Here is a 16,380-nt window from a genome sequence, read left to right on the forward strand (position 1 = left end):
GGTGGGGATCTTCCAAAAGTTTTTTGGCGTCAGCTATCAACAGATGAAAGCCAAGGTCAGGTATCGCATTCTGATTCTGACCCTGCTGCCTATCCTGCTGACTTTGGTCAGCCTGGTATTTATCACCATCTACTGGAATATCAGTTATACAGGCACCCAGTTGTTTATGAAGGTAAAGGCCGATTTGGCCGTTGCCAACAGCATGCTTAAGGCGACCCAAAAGCAACAGCAACAAGCTTTGGAAGGGGTTGAGGAGTCCTTCAGTTTTCAGGAGGAGTTCAACAGCCTGTGCCGCGATGATGAAAGCCGGCTGGCGACCATAGCTGAAGATTTGGAAATCCAGCGCAAGGAACTGAATCTCGACTTCTTACGACTGGTGAGTGTAGCGGATGCCCAGGCGGACCCTGATCTGCGCCTGATGCTGGCTTACACCAGTGAGGGTAATCCCTATTCAGGTCTGATGGTACTCAATGAGCAGCGTCTGGCGCGCCTGAGCCCGAAACTTGCCGAGCAGGCCCGTATCGAGCTGGTACCCACCCAAAAGGCAGAAATGCCTAGCAAAAGATATGAAACCAATGGTTTGCTGAGCCGTACCCTGTTACCTGTGCCCAATGCTGACGGTGATGTGTTCTGGTATCTGGACGGCGGCATACTGTTTAACCGTAATACCAAGATAGTCGATACCATACGGGATCTGGTTTACGAGAAGGGGACTTTGCCGGAGCGTTCCATCGGCACTGTGACCATCTTCCTCGATAATGTCCGTATCAGTACCAACGTGCCTTTGCACTTTTTCCCCCGCCAGGGCGAAGAGCGTGGCCGCGCACTGGGCAGCCTGGTATCTGAAGAGGTGCGTTCCACAGTCCTGCTGGAGGGGAAAAACTGGGTTAACCGGGCCTTTGTGTTCGACGACTGGTTTATTTCCGCCTATGCACCTCTGACCGATATCCGCAATCAACGTATCGGCATGATTTATACCGGCTTCTCTGAATCTCCGTTCGTCCATAACTATCTGCTGAATATTATTGAGCTGGGCACTATTTTGATGCTGGTGTTGTTTGTCTCAGGCTTGTTGGTTTATCGCGGTGCCTACAGTTTGCTGCAGCCGATTGAGCGTATTCACCACGTGGTCAACGCGGTGCAGGCGGGGCGTAATGTGCGGATTGGCCCTCTGGGGCTGGAGCGGGAAAATGAACTTTCCAACCTGGCGGCGCAGTTCGACCTTATGTTGGATCTGCTGCAACAGCGTAATACCCAGATTCAGGCTGCCGCCGAGCAGCTGGAGATGAAGGTTGAGGAGCGCACCCGCAGTCTGCAGCAAAAGACCAGAGAGTTGCAGCAAAACGTGCGTCTGTTGAATGAAACCCGGCAGCAGATGGTGGTTAACGAGAAGCTTACCGCTTTGGGTGAACTCACCGCGGGTATCGCCCATGAGATCAATAACCCAACTGCTGTTATTCTGGGCAATATGGAGTTGCTCAAGTATGAGTTGGGAGAAGGGGCAGAAACCGTCTCTGAAGAGATCGAACTGATTATTCAGCAGGTGGGGCGTATCAGCACCATTATCCGCAGCTTGCTGCAGTACAGCCGTCCAGGCGAGTTTAACGCGCCGTTGGAGATGCATGAGCTGACACCTATCATCGAAGAGATGATGGTACTGGTGCGTCACTCCATCAAGCAGCAGGAGGTGGTACTCAACACCCAGTTGGAAGCCAACTGTTCGGTGGAGGTGAATCAGCCTCAATTGCTGCAGGTACTGATCAATCTGGTTATCAACGCCGCCCATGCAATGGAAGGGAAAGGCCAGATCTGGATCCGCAGTCGTAACTGGTATCGCAACGATGATCCGCAAGATGAGCTGTTGGGTGTGCAAATCGAGGTGGAAGATGAAGGTCAGGGTATCCCGCCTGAGTTACTGAGCCGTATTTTCGACCCCTTCTACACGACGCGCAAGGATGGTACCGGACTTGGCCTGTCTCTGAGTTACGGCATTATCAAACGTATCGGTGGCACTATTGAGGTGGACTCAACTGTCGGCAAGGGTACTCTGTTTACCATAGGTTTGTACCGTCACGCCCGTGAGTCTTCCGTCGGCATCTATGATGGGTTGCAGTTTGCGTCCGTGACCGCAGAAAAGGGCGGTGACAAGCCGAACTAGGGTGACTAAGCAATCGGTATAAACGGAACCCCGGCTCAGGCTGGGGTTTTGTTTTAGATGCACTTTTCAACAGGCAAAAAAAATGCCGGGAGAAACTCCCGGCGAACGAGTGAGTGAGCATTGTCGTGCTTTCTTCAAACAATGAAGAATGAGAGGAACCAAACCTTGCAGGGAATAGCTCCGGAACGCAAATAAACAATAATCATTCTCATTATTGTTTGCAAGCGGTAATTGTATTTATTTTGAACTTATTTAATAAGTGCTTATAAATCAATTTATTGAACCTCTGGTGAGGTGAAACAAAAAAAGCCAGGCTATGCCTGGCTTTTGCTGTTGTCTCAATCGACCTGTAGAGGAGAACTGAGGTTAGAGGCTCTTTCTCAGAGTCATCTTGTTGAGCTTGATATCATCATTGGCCGCCAGCGCGGTAACCTGATAACCGTTACTGACCAGCATGGTCAACATGGGCGCATAGCAGTTCATGGTCTTTACTTCCATGCTCTGGTAGCCCTTCGTTTTGGCCCAACTCTCCTGAGCAACCAGCATAGACTTGGCTAATCCCAGATTACGGAACTCAGGTAATACTCCGCCCAACCAGCTGTAGAAGGTTGTATCGTCCAGCGCATAGCCCAGCTTAAAACCTGCCAGTTCGCCCTCTACGAAGCTCAGCAAGGCTAAATGTGGCTGACCCTGCAGGCGGGATACCAGGGCATCCAGATCATGACGGCTATCAAATTCTGGCAGGGCTTCAATCAGGCCTGTCAGAGTGTTCAGATGCTCGTCGCTGCAAAGTTCAATATGTTCAATATGGCTGGCGTACATGGTTACCTCAGTTCAATTGCTGTGTCGGAGATTGCTGAAGAATTCTGTCCTGCAACACCTTGAGTAACACACCATAGGCTGGCAGGAAGAGTCCCAGGCTCACCATCAGTTTGAAACCATAGTCCACGGCTGCAATTTCCGGCCAATTGGCTGCCATAAAGGCATCGCTTGAGGCGTAGAAGGCGACGCTGAAAAACACCAGGGTGTCGATCAGGTTACCTACCAGGGTCGATGCTGCCGGGGCTACCCACCAGGCACATTCACGACGGATTCGGGCAAATACCGTGATATCCATCAGCTGACCCATCAAATATGCCGCAAAGCTGGCAAGGGCGATTCTGAACACAAAGCTGTTAAATTCAGCCAGTGCTTCTGCGCCCTGGAATTGACCGTTATGGAACAGGGCTCCTATCACGTAGGAGACGACCAAAGCCGGGAACATGGCCTGGAAAATAATCTTGCGAGCGGCTTCCTGTCCGAAAATACGGACGGTCAGATCGGTCGCCAGATACACAAACGGGAAGCTGAAAGCACCCCAGGTAGTGTGAAAGCCGAAGATCTGAAACGGTAATTGAACCAGATAGTTACTGGCGCAAATAATCAGAATGTGGAACCCGGCAAGCAGGAGTACAGCACGTTGGTGCTGCTGATCAGTGAGCATTAGCATTGTCATACCTTTTTCATTGGAGCGGGGTGAGGGAACCCGCGACTTACTGCCTTTCGGGTCATGGACCCAAACAGGACTTTGCCGGTCATTGTGCAGAATTTCACCGCTGACCGGGCGGCACATTATAGGGACAAGGTGGGGGATTGCAATAGTATTGGCCCGACCAGTTGATTAATTTTGAAGCGGCTCACTACAGCGGATGGGTAATAGGGGGCTGGGTTGCCAGAGTGAGCAATACACTCTGGCTTTGAATCGGGAGGTTAGAAGTCGATCAGAATCGAGATAATCGTGGCCAGTTTGTTTTCCAGCTCCTGCCATTCTGCTCTGGGGTCTGAGCCCGCCACAATACCGGCACCGGCATAGAGGTTGATGCGTCCCGGCTCCAGCAATGCGCTGCGAATCGCTACGGAAAACTCGCTTTCATACTTGTTCAGATAACCACAGGCACCGGCATACCAGCCCCGCAGGTACCCTTCCTGTCCCCGGATAAAGTGCATGGCTTCCTGTCTTGGCAAGCCGCCCACAGCCGGAGTGGGGTGCAGTGCCAACAAAAGCTGGAAGTCATTGACGCCGGGGTTCAACTGGGCGCGAATATCTCGGTGCAGGTGCTGAATATGGGTCAGCTTGAAAATCTTGGGTGTGTCGTCTGCATCCACTTTTTCGCTCAATGGCCCCAATACATCGACGATATGCTCACGCACCAGCTGGTTTTCATGACTGTTTTTACTGTCATCCAGCAACTGATTCGCCAGCATCTCATCTTCATCCTGGTTCAGGCCGCGAACCGTGGTGCCAGCCAAAGCCTCGGTGTGCAACTCTCTGTCCTGGCGCTGAAACAGGCGCTCGGGTGAGCAGGAGATAAAGGCTCTGTCAGGGCTGAACTGAAAGCCAAACTGGAAACTGTTCTGATTACGTCCCTGCCAGCAAGCCAATACCATCCAGGGATCCATCACTTCGTTGACTTCAAGCTGAGATACCCGGGACAGCACCACCTTGGGCACCGTCTGGTTGAACTCAGGGTCAGTTACCTGGCGCACCAACTCTTCCCAGCGCGGATAGGCTGGTTTGTCATGCCTGGCCATAAGTCCCACCTTGTATGGTGGAACCAAAGGTCTTGGAGGCATGAGTTGCTTCAAGGCATCAGTGGCCTGTTGCAGCTCAGTGGTTGCATCATTGTCGGCAAAGTTCAGGTTCAGCATTAAGCTAAACAGCTCGCTACTGCGACGTAACTCAATTCTGGGCAGGATAAAGCGGGCGCGACCAAACTCAGGCCAGCTCTCTATAGAGCGGTCGAAGGCTATACCGCCGTAATAGCGGATTGAGGGATCGGTCGACAGTGCTTTCTGGCTCTGGTAAATCTCAGCCAGTCGCTCATCATCAATATTGTCCTGAAACAGAAAGTCCTTGGCGCAGCCCACTGCTGCCACTTCCTGCTTCTTGTCACGACCCTGCCAATAGACTCTGGGATACTGCTGTTGAGAAGCTAACCAGGCGATAAGTGGGACTGCCGTATCCACTTCCACTCTAAGCTGGATCACTTTGTCCTGAGTCTGGCTGGTGGCAGCCTCTGGGCATGGGGAAGCCGACAGGTCGGACACTTGTTGCAGCAGTTTCTCAACGGCGAATGACAGGGACTTGGCTGGCAAATCACACTCCGAAAACAGTGACTTTGCACCTCAGGTGCAGTGGAAATTCAGATGGGAAGATATTGTAAGGCATTGGCATCTTCGGTGCCTTGTCTTTGCGCTTGCCCGGACAGACCTTCCACAGGGCAAAGTTAAGGGGCGGCTTGGGCAGGTGTCAACTATCAGGCTACTAGGCTGTGATATGTATCCCTGCTACAGGGGGAGTTACCCCACTGTCCGGGTTAGGGGCATTGGACATTTTGTCGTTTGCTGTTAACCAGTTGGAACATTTGTCTTTTCCAACCTGCTCACTTGGGATCCAACCGGGATAAATTCGATCTGGCTTATTGTTTGAGCGGCCAATGCTTGCTCAACAGGCTGGGAGATGCCGACAATGCCGGGTTTGTACCCTACTAACCCAGCCCAATGACGCCTCTGCTTTCACTGGACAGCATTGACTGTGCCCATAAAGACGGTGAGCCGGCACTGCTTTCCGGTATCAGCCTGTCGCTGCACGCCGGCGAGTGCCATTGCATCAGCGGTGCCACTGGCGCCGGTAAGTCGACTCTGTTGCTGTTAGCCGCGGGGCTGGGCGGTGTTTTGTGCCAGGGCCAGATTTGCGTTCAATCCGGTGTGACCCGGGCGCTGGTATTACAGGATCCCCATACCCAACTCCTGCGCCGCACCATAGGTGCTGAAGTGGCATTTTCACTGGAAAATCTTGGTATCGAACCATCGCAAATGCCGGTGAAAGTTCGACGGGCCTTGCAAAGGGTGGGACTGGACCTGCCCTTCGGCACTCAGGTCGCCACGCTGTCGTTGGGACAAAAATATCGTCTGATGATCGCAGCCCAGCTCGTCAGTGAGCCTGGGGTTTTGATGCTGGATGAGCCATGGGCACAGCTGGATGATGAGGGAGTAAGGTCCCTCACCGCGCTGCTGATGAAGCTCAAGGCCGAGGGGATGGCGCTGTTACTGGTCGAGCACCACGCTGATGCCTTTGCTGAACTGATCGACCATTACTGGACCCTGAAAGCCGGGAGGCTCACAGCCTCAGAGATAGCTACACAGGCAGAGCCTCAGCCCTGCTTTATACCCTCTACAGCTTTTTTTCAAAGCCCCAATGCTGAGGTGCGTCTGACATCCCCCGGATTTACCCTGCAACACTCTCAGGGAGAGGCTTTGTTCGAGTCCCCTGCTCTTGAGGTTAACGCAGGCGAATTGGTGCTCCTGTGTGGCACCAATGGTTGTGGCAAGTCCTCATTGCTGTCCATGCTGGCCGGCTGTGGCGATGCAACCGGGCTGCCAGTCTCGGTTATGGGCAAGACCCCTGAACTCGGAACCTTTGGCTATAACCTCTGTTACCTGATGCAAAGGCCAAACCGACAGCTGTTTGAGATGACGGTGGAGGCAGAGCTGAGTTACAGCCTGAAACGGTATGGGCTGCCGCAAGAGAGAGGGGCCCGGGTAATGAACAGCTTGCAGATAGCCGGGCTGGCGCAGCATTCCCCTCACAGACTCTCTTATGGTCAGCAGCATCTGATTGCACTGGCCTCTCTGGTGTGTCTAGAGCCCAAGGTTTTTCTGCTGGATGACCCCTTTGCGGGCCTGGACAGTGTTCACAGTCAGTTGGTGGTGAACCTGCTGCAGCAGCTCAGGGCCAGGGGATGCACTTTGATTATCGCTACTCACAGGCCGATGGCACTGGCGCAAAGCCAAACCTGGCATATTCGTAATCAGCGTCTGGAGGTTGAATATGTGGGCCAGACGTAAGATCTCAGTGGTGGAAAGCCAACCGGGACAGTGGTGTGGCACAGCGATCATATTGGTCACTGTGATGAGTGCCTGTGCTTTCCTGTTGTCGGATAGCGCTCTTCCTTTATTGGCACTGGCTAATCTGCCGATGCTGATACAGGGCAGCCGTTTGGGAAGCCTCAAAGGCATTCTGGTGGTGTTCGCCCTGCAGCTGCTGATGACATCTCTTTTTTACCTCTTGCTGTATGGCTGGCAGAGCTTGCCCCAGGCCGCCCTGGTGGTATTCCGGCTGCTGCTGGCGCTGATCCCGGGTTGGTGGCTGTCTGCCCGGTTTGCTCCTGAACAACTTGGAAGTTCACTGGCGCGGGTATTGCCGTCCAAATGGGCCTTTGTGCTGGCTGCCACCCTGAGTTTACTGCCCCATATTCAACGGGAAGCGATGGAGATCTATCGCCTGCAATGTCTGCGGGGGGCCCCCATTACCAAGCGGGCACTGCGTAATCCTAAAAACTGGCTGGAACTGGGCCCCTGCCTGTTGTTCCCGCTGTTAATTGAACTGATGAAGTTGTCGCGCCAACAGGCCCTGGCTGCCAAAAGCCGACATTTCGGCACCCACCCCAAACCTACACACTGGCAAGCGCCAGAGGATTTATGACAAAACGATTTGAATTCAGTCTGCAGGACGCATTGTTTATTGGGCTTTGCGCCACACTGCTGGTGGCACTTAAAGGCATGCTGCGGCTTAAGCTGGGGATCTCTGGTCACACCATGCTGCTGATGAGCTTTATGTACCTCACCTGCTATGGAGTGGTGGGGCGTCTGGGCAGCATCACCCTGTGCGGCACGCTGGCCGGACTGGTGGCTATGGCGCTGGGCGTGGGTAAAGGTGGCCCCATGATTTTGCTTAAGTTTGCTTTGCCTGCACTGGCTATGGATGTGGCGCTGTTATTGGTGATGGCCTGGCCTTTGAAGTGGCGCTTTTGCGTGTTGGTGGTCAGTGCTGCGATAGCCTGGGCCGGTAAGGTCTGGTTGACCAATATGCTTGCTGGGATGGCGATAGAAGTAGCGCTGATCAAATTTGCCATCAGTGTGGCGCAGGGGACGGGTTTTGGGCTGCTGGGTGCCGCACTGGCCTTTGCGTTGGCGAAACGATTACAGGCCCATGACCTGTTGAAGATGAATATCAAAGAGTAAAACAACAATGAATCAAACTCTGGAAAACCAGTACCTTATCTGCATTGATGATACCGACGATATTGGCACCAAGGGCACAGGTGAGATAGCGGGTGAAATAGGCGAACTGCTGGTCGCACGTTTCCAAGGGAAAGCCGGTTTGGTCAGCCGTCATCAGTTATATGTGCACCCGGATATTCCCTATACCTCCCATAACTCTGCCATGTGTTTTGCCTACTCGGGGCCCGCGAGTGTTGATGATATTCAGCGCCTGGCCGCAGAGCATCTGATTAGTGTTTCAGCCCCAGCAGCGGATCCCGGGCTTGGGATTTTAAATCTGGCGAATTTTCGGGGCGGCAATGACCTGATTGCCTTTGGACGACAAGCCAAGCAGGAGGTTAAAACCAAGGAGCAGGCCTACGTTCTGGCACAGGCGCTGGGTATTTCCCTGACTGAACACGGTGGAACCGGGCAAGGTGTTATCGGGGCGCTGGCTGGTTTGGGGCTCAGGCTGGAGGGGCGTGATGGCCGGGTTAAGGGACAGATAAAGCTGGGGCAAACTGAAGAGGCCAGTGTCACCCTGACCGTAGAGGAAATTCTGTCTCAAAGTGGCCTGGAACTGGTGGTGAATACCAGTGGTGAGTCTTTGGCGACGACTGAATCTGTGCAGCTGTGTGGCAAGGTAAAAGCCGTAGTGCATCAGGGGAAGTTCGCCTTGTTGGTGGCTCAGGATTCCGGTGCATGGCGGAACGCCAGTCGTGCTCAACTCAAGGCATATTGATATGAATAACTGGTTCGAAATTGATAGCGGACTCAAGCTTTCTCTCTTTTCTGCACAGGAGTCTGACGCTGCCCGGCAGGCAGCGGCTGTTTGCACCTTCTTTGCGGCGGATGATGAAGATGAGTGGGTCGATGACATCGAGATTTCCTGCTTTAACTGCCAGTATCGCAGGTGGCTGCAGCACAAGATAAGCTGCCATCGTCCATAGCGAAAAATAGTGGAGGGAAATCCGGCCAAATTGCTGCAGGCGTCTATACTTTACGAGTATTTGAGGCATAGGGGACTAGCCCTATGGTGTGGAACCCTGATGGCAGCATTTGATTGAAATATCGAGTAATCAGATAGATAGAAAGGCAGCCGTCAGCATCAATGACAGATATGGAATCTGGAGTGGAATGAATGGCTGAGACTGCGCTGTCTTCAACCCTGATAAAACTACCTGTACCTGAGCTGAAGGTGGGTATGTTTGTTGCTCAACTGGAAGACAGTGGCAAGCTGAAAGTGGCTGCAGCCGGTCTGATTAAATCAGAAGAGGCGATACAGAAGCTCAAGAAAAGCGGGATCGAGTATGTATGGATTGATCCCAGCCGTGCCCAGACTAAGGAAGAGAACGAGACGCCTGCAGAGCAAAAGGAAGTTAAAGCTGGGAATCGAGACCTGAGGCAACAGAAGGCGAAAAAGTTACTGGGTGAAGCCAAAAACCTTATTCGTAAAGTCCTCAGTGAAGTCTTTGATGGTAAAGAGGTGGATGCTGAGCCTTTCGGAGAGCTGGCTGACAAGATGATTGAGTCGGTCATGCAGGACTCGGATGCATTGAAATGCGTCTCGGCCCTGCGCAACAAAGATGCTTATCTGCTTGAACACTCCGTCAATGTTTCCTTCCTGCTGGTGACCTTCGGCCGTTATCTTAATCTGGACAAAGAGATGCTCAGGCATCTGTCCATTGGCGGGATCTTGCATGATGTGGGTAAAACCCGGGTCGACAATGATATTCTCAACAAACCCGGCAAGCTGACGCCGGAAGAGTTTGAGGAGATGAAGATGCATCAAGTGCATGCCATCACTCTGCTCGATGGCCTTACCGGCCTTTCGCAAATCAGTAAAGATGTCAGCTTTATGCACCATGAAAAGCTGGATGGTAAAGGTTACCCCAGAGGTCTGAAGGGCGATGAGATCCCGCTTCATGGGCGTATGAGCTGTATCTGTGATATCTATGATGCACTTACCGCCAACCGTTGTTACAAAGAAGCCATGAGCCCGGCTGAGGCGTGCAAAATTCTGCTTAAACTTACGCCATTTCACCTGGATCAGAAGCTGGTTTATCAGTTTATTCGCTGTATCGGTGTTTATCCTGTCGGCTCTTTGGTGGAGCTGTCCGATGGTCGTTTGGGGATTGTCTGGGATCTTGAAGGGCGTGATGCGCTGCACCCTGTGGTGAAATGCTTTTATTCACTGAAACACAAGAAGTTTGTAGATGTTAAGTATGTGGATGTCGGTCGAACAGAGCTGAACATCAACCGTGGTGTGTCACCCTGCACTCTGGAAATAGACCCAACCCCCTTTTACTGAGCAGCCTTTACTGTCAGCAATCGTCATCTTTCAACTCATAGGTAACGCTGCCACCCGGCGCCGTAGGGTAGTTAACTTCAACATGACAATCATAGGTAGCGGATGGTTTGTTGTCGGCAAAATAGATGATAAACCATGGCAAGCCGGGTCCTGAGCCACCATAGTGTTTGGAAATGGTCACCTCGTTGCCCAGACTCGAATACTCTCTTGCTGAGACAACAAACTTAATCAGGCCGTAGTAGCCGATAACATCGGCTGAACCATTGTTATCCAGGTCGATATTGGCTGTTGAGGCATCGACCTTCTCCTGTCCCTGAAGCAAAGCCTTGCTGTAAACCAACTTATTGGTACTGTCGAAAGCACCCTTGGCCCCCTCCAATACGCTGACTTTGGCGTCTTTTTGCAGATTAATAAACTTGGGGACTGCCGTGACCGCGAGAATGCCGAGAATAATAATCACCACAACCAGCTCTATCAAAGTAAAGCCGATTTGTTTGCCTTTGCTGCGGGGAAGCATATGGCTCCTTGTGATTGTCATTGGCATTCTCCTTTGACCAATTTAAGTGACGGTATGTTGGGCTTATACAGTCATCGGCTGGTATCACGAGCCGTTAGCTCGCTCAAACCAAGGTCCCTGATTACAGCGTCTGTTCCCGTTACCAAATGTTATGCAAGCGTAAGCATGACACCTTTAAACAGGACTTGCTCAATAAGTAATGAGTTGGTTATGTTGTGCGATTGTAAAAAAATGTTCTGATTCAGGGAAGATATAAATGAGAATACTGATAGCGTTATGTTTTGCAGCCTTGGCTTTTAACACAGTTTCAGCTGAGTTTCAGGAGGGAACTCACTACCGGACTATTCATGCTGGTCCCGCATCTGAAGAGCACCAGCTGACAGAGTTTTTTTCCTATTTTTGTGGTCATTGTTATCGCTACTACAGTCAGCAACTGCCTGAGCTAAAGAAAAGCCTGCCCAAAGAGGTGGAATTCAAGCCTTCGCATGTTGGCGGTTTGGGAGGCGCTATGGGGCAAGAACTCAGTCGCGCATTTGCAATTGCTGAATTGCTGGGGAAGCAAGCCGAAGTGGATGAGCAGTTGTTTTCGGCAATTCACAGGGACAAAAAGCGCTTAAGCAGCCGTCAGGATATAAAGCAACTTATGGTTAAAGCCGGGATCCCTGCCAACAAATTCGACAGTCTGGTGGACTCCTTTATGGTTAACACCAAGGTGGCACAAATGAACAAAGATACAGAGAAAGCAGAGATCAGAGGGGTGCCCGCATTTGTGGTTAACGACAAATACCTGATCAACACCTCTGTAGTCAGTGACCCTGATACCGTGGTTTCATTGATCAATTACCTGAACCAGAAGTCATGAGACCTATGCTCTACAACCTGTTGTTCTGGGCGGGGATTGTTACTTTTCTCGCCTCGCTGGCGCATATCGCCATTATTATCGGTGGCCCGGATTGGTATCGTTTCTTCGGTGCCGGTGAAGGGATGGCGAAAATGGCGGAAGCGGGTGAGGCTTACCCAGCGATTATGACCGCCGGAATTGCTTTGGTGCTGGCGATTTGGGGCGCTTATGCCTGGTCGGGTGCAGGCGTGATTCCAGCCTTACCACTGAGACGTCTAATCCTGATTGGTATAGCGGGGGTGTTTTTACTCAGGGCCCTTGCGGGTCTGGTTCTGCCCTGGCTGGTGGACCATCCGGCACTGGCTGCCAACTCAAATACCTTCTGGATGGTGAGTTCGGTCATCTGCCTGATGATAGGTTTGTTGTATGCCTTTGGCCTGAAACAAAACTGGCATCAGCTGGTGCCAGTTTAATTCGGGTTTTTGAGTATGTATCAGGTTGCGCAAACGTCCCTGTTCGACGCATGGGGTAGTTGATTTAGCGCTGATCGCGCCTGATCTGGTTAACCAAAGTCACCATTTACATAGCCACGGGTGCGGTCGTCTGCCGGAGTGCTGAACAGAATATTTGTGTTGTTGTGCTCCACCAGATCCCCCATCAGGAAAAAGGCGGTGCGGTCAGAGATACGACGGGCCTGCTGCATAGAGTGGGTCACGATAACTATGGTGTATTTCTGCTTCAGGGTCTGGATTAAATCTTCAATCTTTTTGGTAGCGATAGGGTCCAACGCCGAGGTCGGTTCATCCATCAGGATCACGTCCGGCTCCATTGCAATGGTGCGGGCGATACACAAGCGCTGCTGCTGACCACCGGACAGGCCAAAGGCCGGTGACTTGAGACGATCTTTCACTTCATCCCACAGAGCAGCGCTGCGCAGTGAGCGCTCTACCACTTCATTCAGGGTCTTCTTGTCAGTCACGCCCTGGGCACGCAGACCGTAGGCGATATTGTCATAGATAGACATGGGGAAGGGGTTGGCCTTCTGGAACACCATACCTACCTTGATACGCAACGAGGCCACATCCACATTCTGGTAGATATCCTGCTCATCCAGGGTCACCAGACCATCAATTTTCACGCCTTCAATCAGGTCGTTCATACGGTTCAGGCAGCGCAGCAGGGTGGATTTACCACAACCTGAAGGACCGATCAGTGCAGTCACCTGACGAGCAGGAATATCCAGGTTGATGCCGTGCAGTGCGTGGTTGGCGCCATTGCCGTAATACAGGTTCAAGTCTTTAATACTAATTTTGTTCATCATCTGGTTCTCAGGATCAGTAAGTTGCCTTGTTGAAGCGGCTGGCGATCAGCTTGGTAATGGTATTGATGACCAAGACCACCACGATAAGTACAGTGGCCGTTGCATAGGCCTGATTCCACTCATGAATCGTGTACAGTTCCTGGGTTAATTTGTAGAGGTGTACCGTCAGGGTACGGCCTGAATCCATCAGGCTCTCCGGAATACGTGCCACCATTCCCGCGGTCAAAAATACCGGGGCAGACTCGCCAATAATACGGCCGATACTCAGTACGATTGAGGTCACTATGCCCGGCATGGCGCTTGGCAGGATCAATCGGGTAATGGTGTAAATTTTGGGTGCGCCCAGGCCATAGGAGCCTTCACGATAGCTCTGTGGCACAGCCATCAGAGCTTCTTCCGTGGTGCGGATAATCACAGGCAGGATCAGAATACTCAGGGTCAGTGCGCCGGACAGTACCGAGAAGCCCAGTCCCAATACGCCAACAAAGAAGGTCAGACCGAACAGACCGAAGATAATGGAAGGAATACCCGCCAGAGACTCGGTACAGAAACGTATGACCTTAACCAACTTACTACCGGGTTTGGCATATTCGGTCAGGTAGATGGCGGTCATAATGCCGATCGGTGCAGCAACGCCTATGGATGCCAGCACCATGTAGATGGTGGAGACAATCATGGGCCAGATACCTGAGGCTTCACCAATACTGGTGTAGTCAGAGCTGACAAATTCCCAGTTCACATGAGCCAGGCCATTGCTGAGGATGTACCAAAGAATCCACAGCAGGAAGCCAACGGTCAGGCTGGCGCCAAGCCAGATCAGGGCTTTGGCAGCTGTGTCCTGGATTTTACGGGCGCGGGTCAGAGTGTATGACATAGATGTGTGCCTCTTACTTGGCCTTTTCGCGGTTCAGGTACAGCAAAGTACCGTTGAGCATCATGATAAATACCAGCAGAACTATGCCTGTGGCATACAGGGCGCTGGCGTGTACGCCGGAGGCATAGGACATCTCCAGGGCAATATTGGCAGTCAGGGTACGGGCTGGCTCCAGAATGCTGCCAGGCATTGCCGGAGCATTACCCATCACCATGATGATCGCCATGGTTTCACCCAGCGCGCGGGCAATACCCAGAATCACGCCGGTCAGAATGCCTGAGCGGGCAGCCGGTACCAGCAGTTTGAAAATGGTAAACATGGGCGAAGCCCCCAGTGCCAGCGAGCCCTCTTTATAGGTCTTGGGAACCGCACGCAGCGAGGTTTCAGATACTGCAATCACTGTGGGCAAAATCATCACCGCCAGCACCAGCATTCCCGCCAGCACAGTGTTACCTGCGGGCACATTGAACCATTCCTGGATCATGGGAACGATAATGATCAGGCCGAAGAAGCCATAAACCACAGAAGGGATCCCCGCCAGCAGTTCAACGGCAGGACGGATAATGTTGGCCAGCCATTTGGGGGCTACCTCGGCAATAAAAATTGCGGTGAGCAGAGCGACGGGAACACCGATAGCCACTGCGCCTATGGTCGATGCCAGCGAGGCGACAATCATGGGCAGGATGCCGTACAGGGCGGGTGGTAACCACTCTGTGCCCGTCACTATGCCGCTGACGCCTGCTTCGGCGAAGGCTGGCAGGCTCTCCTGAAAAATAAAGTAAGCGATCACTGCCAGAGACAGGACGCCTATGATTGCTGCAAGCAGAAACAGGATTTTGAAAAACTGCTCCTTCCAGTCACGGCGGCGGCCGCTTTGGGGAAGGATAGTGCCAGTTGCTGGCACAGCAGTGGTGTCTATGGATGCTGATTGCATTACATCTTCTCCCGATAGTCGCTCAGTACGTTCTGGCGGCTATGGTCATTGGGCCGGTTGTTACGCCGGCCCGGTACAGCGCGTCAATCTTGATATTGGTTGTAGTTGGAACAGTGATTACAGAACTGAGATATAACCTTTGTCTGCTACCACTTTCTGACCTTCTGCAGAGACTACCCAGTCCAGGAACTTGCGGGCAGCATCAGAGGTGTTGGCATCTTTATGCAGAACCAGGAATGGGCGGGCGACCTGATAGTCACCGGACTGAACTGCGGCAACAGAAGCGGCTTTACCGTCTACTTTCAGCGCTTTCACTGAGTTGTCTACTGAGCCCAGAGAGATATAGCCGATGGCGAATGGGTTGTTGGCGACAATGGTTTTTACCACGCCGTTACCATTACCTACCTGAGCGCGCTGAGAGATGGCAGATACAGAGATGCCGTTGACTTTACGCTTCAGCTTCATAATGTCTTCAAAGGCGCCGCGGGTACCGGAGGCGGTATCCCGGGTCACCACAACCACAGGCTTGCTTTCGCCACCAACCTGAGACCAGTTGGTGATTTCGCCGCGATAGATGGCTGCGATTTGATCTTTGGTCAGGTCAGCAACAGGATTTTTACCGTTAACAACCACGGCGATACCGTCACGGGCGATGGTGGTTTCTTTCAGTTCAGGCTCTTTTTCAGAGTCTTTCAGCGAGCGGGAAGCCATACCCAGCATGCTGGTGCCATTTTTTGCGGCCTTCACACCGGCAGAAGAGCCTGTGCCCTGAACTTCAATAAAGGTGTTTTTGTTGCTCTGCTGATAAGTCTCAGCCAGAACTTCCATCACTTCGGTGACAGAGGTGGAACCGGATACAGAAATAGTTTCGCTTGCAACAGCGGTACCTGCGGTCATGGCGCTGGTCAGAGCCAGCAAAGCAAACATCTTGGTTTTCAAGTTACTACCCTCGTTTATTGAATTTGGCCTGTGATGGTTGATGTACCAGGCAGCGGCAAATTTAGGGCAGTTATGTGACAGTCAGATTGCTTGAATATGACAACCAGATGACAATCTTCATCCCTCTGTCATCGGAAATTAAAGGTACTGTCATCTTTCGGCGAATCATGGCTAAAGGTCGGCTTGAGTTCGTCATTTTTAAACTTTAGTTCAGCGGGGTTTTTCAGGTGTGTGATTACTTACATCTATTTGGCTGGGTCATGCCCCTGAGGTAATAATTGACTGGGTTTCAGCGGACATATCTGACTGGACTGAAATACAAAACTGTGAACTGTTTGGCGTTTTTTTGAGCTTGAAGGCGGAAACAGGTTAAGCTTGTGTCACCTCAATGAATATGGATATCC

The 16,380-nt window shown here is 52.0% G+C and carries 17 protein-coding genes; 8 read left to right on the forward strand and 9 right to left on the reverse strand.

Features of this window, described 5'->3' with window-relative positions; all coding sequences use genetic code 11:
* Position 1 precedes the first annotated feature (1 nt).
* Complete coding sequence (locus L2725_RS15215) at positions 2 to 2,158, forward strand: sensor histidine kinase (protein WP_428985292.1); 2,157 nt, start codon at positions 2 to 4, stop codon at positions 2,156 to 2,158.
* A gap of 366 nt (positions 2,159 to 2,524) precedes the next feature.
* Here the strand turns inward: L2725_RS15215 and L2725_RS15220 are convergent, their stop codons facing one another.
* The 3 genes from L2725_RS15220 to L2725_RS15230 all read right to left on the reverse strand — a co-directional run bounded on the left by L2725_RS15220 (position 2,525) and on the right by L2725_RS15230 (position 5,293).
* Positions 2,525 to 2,980: a GNAT family N-acetyltransferase gene (locus L2725_RS15220; RefSeq protein WP_249249710.1), complete on the reverse strand. Its 456-nt coding sequence runs from the start codon at positions 2,978 to 2,980 to the stop codon at positions 2,525 to 2,527.
* Positions 2,981 to 2,987: 7 nt separating this feature from the next.
* The gene (locus tag L2725_RS15225; RefSeq protein WP_249249903.1) at positions 2,988 to 3,647 is read right to left on the reverse strand and encodes a 7-cyano-7-deazaguanine/7-aminomethyl-7-deazaguanine transporter; all 660 of its coding nucleotides are present in this window, start codon (positions 3,645 to 3,647) and stop codon (positions 2,988 to 2,990) included.
* A gap of 260 nt (positions 3,648 to 3,907) precedes the next feature.
* Positions 3,908 to 5,293, reverse strand: coding sequence for an isochorismate synthase (locus tag L2725_RS15230; protein WP_428985293.1), 1,386 nt, complete (start codon positions 5,291 to 5,293; stop codon positions 3,908 to 3,910).
* A 405-nt stretch (positions 5,294 to 5,698) separates the two neighbouring features.
* Between L2725_RS15230 and L2725_RS15235 the strand changes: the two genes are divergently transcribed.
* The 4 genes from L2725_RS15235 to L2725_RS15250 are packed head-to-tail and all read left to right on the forward strand — an operon-like array spanning position 5,699 to position 8,981.
* A complete protein-coding gene (locus tag L2725_RS15235) occupies positions 5,699 to 7,045 on the forward strand; it encodes an ATP-binding cassette domain-containing protein (protein WP_249249711.1) in 1,347 nt (448 codons plus the stop codon).
* Positions 7,029 to 7,682, forward strand: coding sequence for a CbiQ family ECF transporter T component (locus tag L2725_RS15240; protein WP_240317030.1), 654 nt, complete (start codon positions 7,029 to 7,031; stop codon positions 7,680 to 7,682). Before L2725_RS15235 ends, L2725_RS15240 begins: the two co-directional genes overlap by 17 nt.
* Positions 7,679 to 8,221, forward strand: coding sequence for a core component of ECF transporter (locus L2725_RS15245; RefSeq protein WP_115136532.1), 543 nt, complete (start codon positions 7,679 to 7,681; stop codon positions 8,219 to 8,221). Before L2725_RS15240 ends, L2725_RS15245 begins: the two co-directional genes overlap by 4 nt.
* A gap of 7 nt (positions 8,222 to 8,228) precedes the next feature.
* The gene (locus tag L2725_RS15250; RefSeq protein ID WP_249249712.1) at positions 8,229 to 8,981 is read left to right on the forward strand and encodes a DNA-binding protein; all 753 of its coding nucleotides are present in this window, start codon (positions 8,229 to 8,231) and stop codon (positions 8,979 to 8,981) included.
* Here the strand turns inward: L2725_RS15250 and L2725_RS15255 are convergent.
* Positions 8,968 to 9,258 carry a hypothetical protein gene (locus tag L2725_RS15255; RefSeq protein WP_249249713.1) on the reverse strand — a complete coding sequence of 97 codons (291 nt, stop codon included), beginning with the start codon at positions 9,256 to 9,258 and terminating at the stop codon, positions 8,968 to 8,970. The genes L2725_RS15250 and L2725_RS15255 overlap by 14 nt on opposite strands.
* Before the next feature lie 122 nt (positions 9,259 to 9,380).
* Here L2725_RS15255 and L2725_RS15260 point away from each other — a divergent pair, with 122 nt between their 5' ends.
* Positions 9,381 to 10,550: an HD-GYP domain-containing protein gene (locus tag L2725_RS15260; RefSeq protein ID WP_249249714.1), complete on the forward strand. Its 1,170-nt coding sequence runs from the start codon at positions 9,381 to 9,383 to the stop codon at positions 10,548 to 10,550.
* Positions 10,551 to 10,563: 13 nt separating this feature from the next.
* Here the strand turns inward: L2725_RS15260 and L2725_RS23260 are convergent, their stop codons facing one another.
* Positions 10,564 to 11,088 carry a type II secretion system protein gene (locus L2725_RS23260; protein ID WP_283164324.1) on the reverse strand — a complete coding sequence of 175 codons (525 nt, stop codon included), beginning with the start codon at positions 11,086 to 11,088 and terminating at the stop codon, positions 10,564 to 10,566.
* Positions 11,089 to 11,323: 235 nt separating this feature from the next.
* Here L2725_RS23260 and L2725_RS15270 point away from each other — a divergent pair, with 235 nt between their 5' ends.
* Positions 11,324 to 11,929 carry a thiol:disulfide interchange protein DsbA/DsbL gene (locus tag L2725_RS15270; protein ID WP_249249715.1) on the forward strand — a complete coding sequence of 202 codons (606 nt, stop codon included), beginning with the start codon at positions 11,324 to 11,326 and terminating at the stop codon, positions 11,927 to 11,929.
* Complete coding sequence (locus L2725_RS15275) at positions 11,926 to 12,381, forward strand: hypothetical protein (RefSeq protein ID WP_249249717.1); 456 nt, start codon at positions 11,926 to 11,928, stop codon at positions 12,379 to 12,381. The genes L2725_RS15270 and L2725_RS15275 overlap by 4 nt, the downstream gene beginning before the upstream one ends.
* An 89-nt stretch (positions 12,382 to 12,470) precedes the next feature.
* Here L2725_RS15275 and pstB read toward each other — a convergent pair whose 3' ends face one another.
* From pstB to L2725_RS15295, 4 genes are all read right to left on the reverse strand, one after another.
* Positions 12,471 to 13,226 (reverse strand): phosphate ABC transporter ATP-binding protein PstB, encoded by a 756-nt coding sequence (gene pstB / locus L2725_RS15280; RefSeq protein WP_249249906.1) that lies wholly within the window; start codon positions 13,224 to 13,226, stop codon positions 12,471 to 12,473.
* Positions 13,227 to 13,242: 16 nt separating this feature from the next.
* Positions 13,243 to 14,103 (reverse strand): phosphate ABC transporter permease PstA, encoded by an 861-nt coding sequence (pstA, locus tag L2725_RS15285; protein ID WP_249249718.1) that lies wholly within the window; start codon positions 14,101 to 14,103, stop codon positions 13,243 to 13,245.
* Positions 14,104 to 14,116: 13 nt separating this feature from the next.
* Positions 14,117 to 15,037 (reverse strand): phosphate ABC transporter permease subunit PstC, encoded by a 921-nt coding sequence (gene pstC, locus L2725_RS15290; protein ID WP_249249719.1) that lies wholly within the window; start codon positions 15,035 to 15,037, stop codon positions 14,117 to 14,119.
* Positions 15,038 to 15,154: 117 nt separating this feature from the next.
* Complete coding sequence (locus tag L2725_RS15295; protein ID WP_240317028.1) at positions 15,155 to 15,976, reverse strand: phosphate ABC transporter substrate-binding protein; 822 nt, start codon at positions 15,974 to 15,976, stop codon at positions 15,155 to 15,157.
* Positions 15,977 to 16,380 lie beyond the last annotated feature (404 nt).

Source organism: Shewanella corallii, assembly GCF_023349125.1.
In the GTDB taxonomy this organism is placed as follows: Bacteria; Pseudomonadota; Gammaproteobacteria; order Enterobacterales; family Shewanellaceae; genus Shewanella; species Shewanella corallii.

Excerpts from the sequence above, each read along its gene's own strand:
- L2725_RS15220 (WP_249249710.1), bottom strand. The coding sequence starts at position 2,980 with ATGTACGCCAGCCATATTGAACATATTGAACTTTGCAGCGACGAGCAT.
- L2725_RS15225 (WP_249249903.1), bottom strand. The coding sequence starts at position 3,647 with ATGCTAATGCTCACTGATCAGCAGCACCAACGTGCTGTACTCCTGCTT.
- L2725_RS15235 (WP_249249711.1), top strand. The coding sequence starts at position 5,699 with ATGACGCCTCTGCTTTCACTGGACAGCATTGACTGTGCCCATAAAGAC.
- L2725_RS15240 (WP_240317030.1), top strand. The coding sequence starts at position 7,029 with ATGTGGGCCAGACGTAAGATCTCAGTGGTGGAAAGCCAACCGGGACAG.
- L2725_RS15245 (WP_115136532.1), top strand. The coding sequence starts at position 7,679 with ATGACAAAACGATTTGAATTCAGTCTGCAGGACGCATTGTTTATTGGG.
- L2725_RS15250 (WP_249249712.1), top strand. The coding sequence starts at position 8,229 with ATGAATCAAACTCTGGAAAACCAGTACCTTATCTGCATTGATGATACC.
- L2725_RS15255 (WP_249249713.1), bottom strand. The coding sequence starts at position 9,258 with ATGCCTCAAATACTCGTAAAGTATAGACGCCTGCAGCAATTTGGCCGG.
- L2725_RS15260 (WP_249249714.1), top strand. The coding sequence starts at position 9,381 with ATGGCTGAGACTGCGCTGTCTTCAACCCTGATAAAACTACCTGTACCT.
- L2725_RS23260 (WP_283164324.1), bottom strand. The coding sequence starts at position 11,088 with ATGACAATCACAAGGAGCCATATGCTTCCCCGCAGCAAAGGCAAACAA.
- L2725_RS15270 (WP_249249715.1), top strand. The coding sequence starts at position 11,324 with ATGAGAATACTGATAGCGTTATGTTTTGCAGCCTTGGCTTTTAACACA.
- L2725_RS15275 (WP_249249717.1), top strand. The coding sequence starts at position 11,926 with ATGAGACCTATGCTCTACAACCTGTTGTTCTGGGCGGGGATTGTTACT.
- pstB (WP_249249906.1), bottom strand. The coding sequence starts at position 13,226 with ATGAACAAAATTAGTATTAAAGACTTGAACCTGTATTACGGCAATGGC.
- pstA (WP_249249718.1), bottom strand. The coding sequence starts at position 14,103 with ATGTCATACACTCTGACCCGCGCCCGTAAAATCCAGGACACAGCTGCC.
- pstC (WP_249249719.1), bottom strand. The coding sequence starts at position 15,037 with ATGCAATCAGCATCCATAGACACCACTGCTGTGCCAGCAACTGGCACT.